Consider the following 6,000-nt stretch of genomic DNA (forward strand, 5'->3'; position numbering starts at 1 on the left):
CTCACCCTAACCCTCTCCCCAGAGGGGAGAGGGAACTTCATTGTGTTCAATGCGGGTTCGCCGGCCCCGGTGTGGCGTCGGCCAGCCAGCGGCCGAGCGGGTCGTCCGTTTCGCTGCCCGTATCGTTGGACGCCTCGCTCCAGCCCGGCGGGACGCCGTCCATGTTCGGCAGGCGGTGGGCGATGCCCTTGTGGCAGTCGATGCAGGTGCGCTGCCCGCTGAACAGATATTGCTGATGGATGCGCGCCGCCCGCGCCCCCTGCTTGGTGATGTCCATCGACTCCGCGCTGTGGCAGTTGCGGCATTCCAGGGAATTGTTGGCCTTCAGCCGCGCCCATTCATGCTCGGCCAGTTCGCGCCGCTTCTCCACGAACTTGTCGCGCGTGCTGATGGTGCCGAAGATCTTGCCCCAGACCTCCTTCGACGCCTGCATCTTGCGGGCGATCTTGTCGGTCCAGTTGTGGGGGACGTGGCAGTCCGGGCAGGTCGCCCGCACGCCGGAGCGGTTGGTGAAGTGGATGGTGGTCTTCAGCTCCTCGAACACGTTGTCCCGCATCTCGTGGCAGCTCGTGCAGAACTTCTCGGTGTTGGTGACCTCCAGCGCTGTGTTGAAGCCGCCCCAGAACATCACGCCGGCTAGGAAGCCGCCCAGCGTCAGGAAGCCGAGGCTGAGGTAGCGGCTGGGCCCCGCGATGATCCGCCAGGGCCGCAGCAGGTAATCGGGCAGCTTCATCGCCGGTCACCCCCGTCCGACGGGCGGCTGATGAGGCTGTCCATGTCCTTGAAGGTGTTCGGGACGATGGGCTGGGCCATGGTCTGGGGAACGTGGCACTGCGTGCAGAAGTAGCGGCGCGGGCTGACCGCGCCCAGGGTCTGGCCCTCGCGGTCCACGTAATGGGTGATGCTGATCATAGGCGCCTGGGTGGCGCCGGTGAACTGCCGGCTGTGGCAGGTCAGGCACTGGTTGTTGTTCAGGCTGATCTGATAATCGCGGATGTTGTGCGGGATAACCGGCGGCTGTTCCGGATAGTTGCGGGCGACCCGCCGGTCGTCGGTGACGTCGGCGGGGATCGGCGGGGCCGGGTCCTCGTCGGTGAACTGGATCGGCGGGCGGAAGGGCTCCCGGACTTGTCCGGTTCCCTGGGCGGCGAGCAGTGCCGGCACGAGGCAGGGCAAAGCCGCGGCCAGCGCGAGCATGAGATGGCGGCGCATGGTTGCGGTCCTCCCTCAGACGGCCACGATCTTGACGGCGCACTTCTTGAAGTCCGTCTGCTTGCTGATCGGGTCGGTGGCGTCGAGCGTGCATTTGTTGATGAGGCGCGCCGAATCGAACCAGGGCACGAAGACGACCCCGCGCGGCGGCCGGTTGCGCCCGCGCGTCTCGACCCGTGTGCGCATCTCGCCGCGCCGCGACATCACCTTGACCTCCGAGCCGCGGCGCAGGCCGCGGTCCTTCGCGTCGTCGGGGTGCATGAAGACCAGCGCCATCGGCATGGCCTTGTAGAGTTCGGGAACCCGCATGGTCATGGAGCCGGAGTGCCAGTGCTCCAGCACGCGGCCCGTGACCAGCCAGAGGTCGAAGTCCTTGTCGGGCGATTCCGCCGGGGGTTCGTAGGGGAAGGCGAACAGGTTGGCCTTGCCGTCCGGGTTTCCGTAGAAGCGCACCCCCTCGCCCTTCGGAACGTAGGGGTCGAGCCCCTCCCGGTAGCGCCACTTCGTCTCCTTGCCTTCGACCACCGGCCAGCGCAGCCCGCGCACCTCGTGATAGGTGTCGAAGGGCGCCAGATCGTGGCCGTGGCCGCGCCCGAAGGCGGCGTATTCTTCGAACAGGCCCTTCTGCACATAGAAGCCGAACGCCTTCGACTCCCGGTTCTCGTAGGCGGGGTTCGACTCCGACACTGGGAAGCGGTCCACATTGCCGTTGCGGAACAGCACGTCGAACAGATTTTTGCCGCGGAAGTCGGGGTTGGCGTCGAGGATCCCCTTCGGCCACACTTCGTCGGTGGTGAAGCGCCGGGAGAACTCCATGAGCTGCCAGAGGTCCGACCGCGCCTCGCCCGGCGCGTTGACGAGCTGGTGCCAGAAATGCGTCCGCCGCTCGGCGTTGCCGTAGGCGCCCTCCTTCTCCACCCACATGGCGGCGGGCAGGATCAGGTCGGCGGCGGCGGCGGTCACCGTCGGGTAGGCGTCCGACACCACGATGAAATTGTCCGGGTTTCGGTAGCCGGGATAGGTCTCGTTGTCGCTGTTGGGTGCCGCCTGGAGGTTGTTGTTGACCATGATCCAGTAGGCGTTGAGCTTGCCGTCCTTCAGCATCCGGTCTTGGAGAACGGCGTGATAGCCGACTTTGTCGGGAAGCAGGCCCTTGGGGATCTTCCAGATCTCTTCGGTGTGGGAGCGGTGTTCGGGGTTGGTGACCACCATGTCGGCGGGCAATCGGTGGGCGAAGGTGCCGACCTCGCGCGCCGTGCCGCAGGCCGAGGGCTGACCGGTCAGCGAGAAGGGGCTGTTGCCGGGTTCGGAAATCTTGCCGGTCAGCAGATGCAGGTTGTAAACCATATGATTCACCCACACGCCCCGGACGTGCTGGTTGAAGCCCATGGTCCACAGCGACATGACCTTGGTGTTGGGATCGGCGTACAGCTCGGCGAGCGCCAGCAGCCGCTCCTTGGGGACATTGCTCAGCTCCGACGCCTTCTCGACGGTGTAGTCGCTGACGAAGCGGGCGAATTCGTCGAAGCTCATGGGAGTGGAGACGGCGGCGTCCTTGGCGTGGAGCGCCCGCACCTCCAGCGGGTCGTCGGGCCGCAGCCCGTAGCCGATGTCCTTCTGGCCGAGGCGGAAGCTGCAATGCTTCTCGACGAACGCCTTGTTCACCCGCCCGGTCTGGATGATGTGGTTGGCGATGAAGTTCAGGATGGCCAGGTCGGTCCCCGGCTCGAAGATCATCGGAACGTCGGCCAGCTCGAAGCTGCGGTGCTCGAAGGTCGAGAGGACGGCCACCTTCACGTGATTGTGGGCAAGCCGCCGGTCGGTGATGCGCGTCCACAGGATGGGGTGCATCTCCGCCATGTTCGAGCCCCAGAGGACGAAGGCGTCGGCGTGCTCGAAATCGTCGTAGCAGCCCATCGGCTCGTCCATGCCGAAGGTGCGGATGAAGGCCACGGCGGCCGACGCCATGCAGTGGCGGGCGTTGGGGTCGAGGTTGTTGGTGCGGAAGCCGGCGCGCATCAGCTTGGACGCGGCGTAGCCTTCCCATATTGTCCATTGGCCGGATCCGAACATGCCGACCGCGTCCGGCCCCTTCTCCTTCAGCACCCGCTTCCACTGACGGGCCATCTCGTCGAAGGCCTCGTCCCAGGAGACCGGGCGAAATTCCCCGTCCTTGTGGTACTTCCCGTCGCGCATGCGCAGCAGCGGCTGGGTCAGCCGGTCCTGCCCGTACATGATCTTGGACAGGAAATAGCCCTTCACGCAGTTCAGGCCGCGGTTGACCTCCGCCTGCATGTCGCCGTGGGTGGCGACGACGCGGTTGTCCTTGGTGGCGACCATGACACTGCATCCGGTGCCGCAGAAGCGGCAGGGCGCCTTGGACCAGGTGAGCTGGGCGTCCTCGCCCGCCACCATGGATCGCTGGGCCATGGCGGGCAGGCTGATGCCCCCCGCCGTCGCGGCGGCCGCGACCGCCTGCGCCTTGATGAAATCCCGCCGGTCAAGCATGGGTTCCTCCCCCCTTTTTCTTGACGAATGTGAAATTTGGACGCGTCAGCGATGCGCCGTACCGACCTCTTCCGCGGTCCGGGCCGCCATCGGCTCGGCGTGGTGGAAGACCATGACCGCCGACATCACGCCGGGCATCAGGTGGATGGCGGTCATGCGGTCGGCGATGCGGCCCTCGTGAGGGCCTTCCACGGTCACCACCATCCGGCCCCGCTCCTCCGCATGGACTTCCACGTCGCCCAGCGCCGCGACGGCGGCCCGCACGTCGGGGCTGCGCTCGGGCCGCAGATGGACGAGGATGGAGGCGATGTGCCATTCCTCCGTCGGCGCTTCGGCCAAACGGTCGTGGGCTTCAGGGCGCATGGACGGTCTCCGGTCCGGGTTGCAACGTGACGGCGTCGGCGGGGCAGGCGGCCAGACAGGCGCCGCAGCCGGTGCAGGCGCTGTCTTCGACCACGGGAACCGCCACGCCACCCGGCGCCAGGGCGAAGCGGATGGCCGATTCCGGGCAGGCGTCGCGACAGCTGCGGCAGACGACGCGGTTTATGGCGAGACAGGACGGTCCGATGTGCACGGCCAGCGTCCAAGGGCTGGCGGCGGCACGGTCGAAGACCGGTTCAGGGCAGGAATTGGCACAGGCCGCGCAGAAACTGCACTCGCCCCGCCGGAAATCGACCTCGGGAAAACCGCCGTCCCCCCGGCGGATGATCCCCTCGGGGCAGGCGTCGGCGCAGGCGCCGCAGCGCGTGCACAGGTCGGTGAAGCGCTCCGTCCGGGACCAGGGCGGGCGCAACGGCGCGGGCTCCGCGCGCCGCCGCCCGCGGAGAAAGCCCCGCCGCCCTAAATCGACCGATTCATCGGCCATGGCGCCGCTCCCCTCAGACCGGGGGCGGACCGGGCGGACCCATGATAATTTGCGACATCCAGACCAGGAAGCCGTAGCCGCCCACGACGGCGACCGACAGGATCGGCCAGATCACCACCGCCAGGACAAGGAACATGGCGATCTCCCGCCGTTTCGCGCCGGGATCGGGCAGGGGCGGGCTGGCGGCGGCGCGGGACGGAAAGCGGGTTGGGTCTGGAGGCTGGTGGCGGCTCATGTGGGCTCCCGTTTTCGGCGGGCTGTGGCTTCTGTCGACGACCGAGAAAGTGGTCGAACGATCCAACAACAGGTTGAGCGTGGCTTCTGTTCCATGCTGCGAGCGCGCAATGGAAACGGCGCCAGCAGGGATTAGCCATGGCCTCCATGGTAATCCGATTGGCTGACGATTCGAAGGCCAAACTTTTTTTGACGGTGGGGGGATTAAGCGGGCCGCCGGTCCGTAAACTGTATGAAGAGGGAATAAGGAGGTCGGACGGCCTTGGTGTGATTGGGGCTGGCCGGATTGTTTATTTCTAATTCGTACGGGACGCACAGATTAGCTCAACTAAGAGGTTGCTGATGATCTGAAGTCCTGTAAGATTGGAACAGCCGTTCTTGGTGTAACGGCTTCTCCACTGTTGTGATCGTAAGTGAAGCGAACTCAATCAGAGGCCGCGCCTGCTTTGGCGCGGCCTTTTTTCTGTTTATCAAAGTCATAGTACGGAAGTTGGTCTCTGTGGAAGCTAATTTTCCATAAGGCATATCTGCAACGATAGTTGCGACAGCAGGGATTAATTGTGCTGTGATTCCTGAAACGGATGTTGTGTTCCGCTGATTGTGTGGTATACCAAGTACGAAATGCGGAACACCAAGCCTCTCCCAACGGTGGCGGTGGTGCTCCCGCCAAGACATGAAGGGCACGCAAGCCCCAAAGAAAGGCAATGCGACAACAACCATCGGCCCCGCCCGGCTGAGTTGAGTGTTCGATCACCGCATTGGGGAGGAAGAGTAATGAGTCAGTCCATCGCTGCACCGCCTGGCGGCTCGCAGGCGCCCATTTCCGAAGGCGCGCGTTGGATGCAGATCGTCGTCGGCATCGTCTGCATGGTGGCCGCGGCCAACATCCAGTATGCCTGGACGCTGTTCGTGCCGGAGATCCAGGCCACCCATGGCTGGACCCGCGCCTCGATCCAGACCGCCTTCACCGTCTTCGTCGTCGTCCAGACCTGGCTGACCCCCATCGAAGGCTACTTCATCGACCGTTACGGCCCCCGCGTCATCGTCGCCTTCGGCGGCGTGATGACCGGCCTCTCCTGGATCGTCGACAGCTACGCCGGCTCGCTCGGCATGCTCTATGTCGGTTCGGCCATCGGCGGCATCGGCGTCGGCTGCGTCTACGCCACCTGCGTCAACAGCGC

Annotated in this window: 7 protein-coding genes; 1 reads left to right on the top strand and 6 read right to left on the bottom strand. The window is 65.4% G+C overall.

The genetic code is table 11. The features are described from left to right. Positions 1-46: 46 nt before the first annotated feature. Genes DS837_RS06680 through napE form a run of 6 tightly spaced genes read right to left on the bottom strand, consistent with a single transcriptional unit; the run spans position 47 to position 4,820 of the window. Positions 47-733: a NapC/NirT family cytochrome c gene (locus tag DS837_RS06680; RefSeq protein WP_149164001.1), complete on the bottom strand. Its 687-nt coding sequence runs from the start codon at positions 731-733 to the stop codon at positions 47-49. Further along, a complete protein-coding gene (locus DS837_RS06685; protein WP_137142122.1) occupies positions 730-1,212 on the bottom strand; it encodes a nitrate reductase cytochrome c-type subunit in 483 nt (160 codons plus the stop codon). Before DS837_RS06685 ends, DS837_RS06680 begins: the two co-directional genes overlap by 4 nt. Positions 1,213-1,227: 15 nt before the next feature. Then, a complete protein-coding gene (gene napA / locus DS837_RS06690) occupies positions 1,228-3,720 on the bottom strand; it encodes a periplasmic nitrate reductase subunit alpha (protein ID WP_149164002.1) in 2,493 nt (830 codons plus the stop codon). Between the two features lie 45 nt (positions 3,721-3,765). Continuing rightward, complete coding sequence (locus DS837_RS06695; RefSeq protein ID WP_149164003.1) at positions 3,766-4,083, bottom strand: chaperone NapD; 318 nt, start codon at positions 4,081-4,083, stop codon at positions 3,766-3,768. Beyond that, entirely contained in the window at positions 4,073-4,585 is a 513-nt protein-coding gene (gene napF / locus DS837_RS06700) for a ferredoxin-type protein NapF (protein WP_149164004.1), read from the bottom strand. Before napF ends, DS837_RS06695 begins: the two co-directional genes overlap by 11 nt. A 13-nt stretch (positions 4,586-4,598) precedes the next feature. Continuing rightward, on the bottom strand, positions 4,599-4,820 hold the full coding sequence (gene napE, locus DS837_RS06705; RefSeq protein ID WP_149164005.1) for a periplasmic nitrate reductase, NapE protein: 222 nt from the start codon (positions 4,818-4,820) through the stop codon (positions 4,599-4,601). Positions 4,821-5,593: 773 nt separating this feature from the next. On the opposite strand from napE, the gene DS837_RS06710 reads away from it, so the two are divergent. Next, positions 5,594-6,000 (top strand): MFS transporter (locus tag DS837_RS06710; protein WP_149164006.1); only part of this gene is annotated, 407 nt, incomplete at its 3' end.

This window comes from Azospirillum brasilense, assembly GCF_008365405.1.
Lineage (GTDB): Bacteria > Pseudomonadota > Alphaproteobacteria > Azospirillales > Azospirillaceae > Azospirillum > Azospirillum brasilense_D.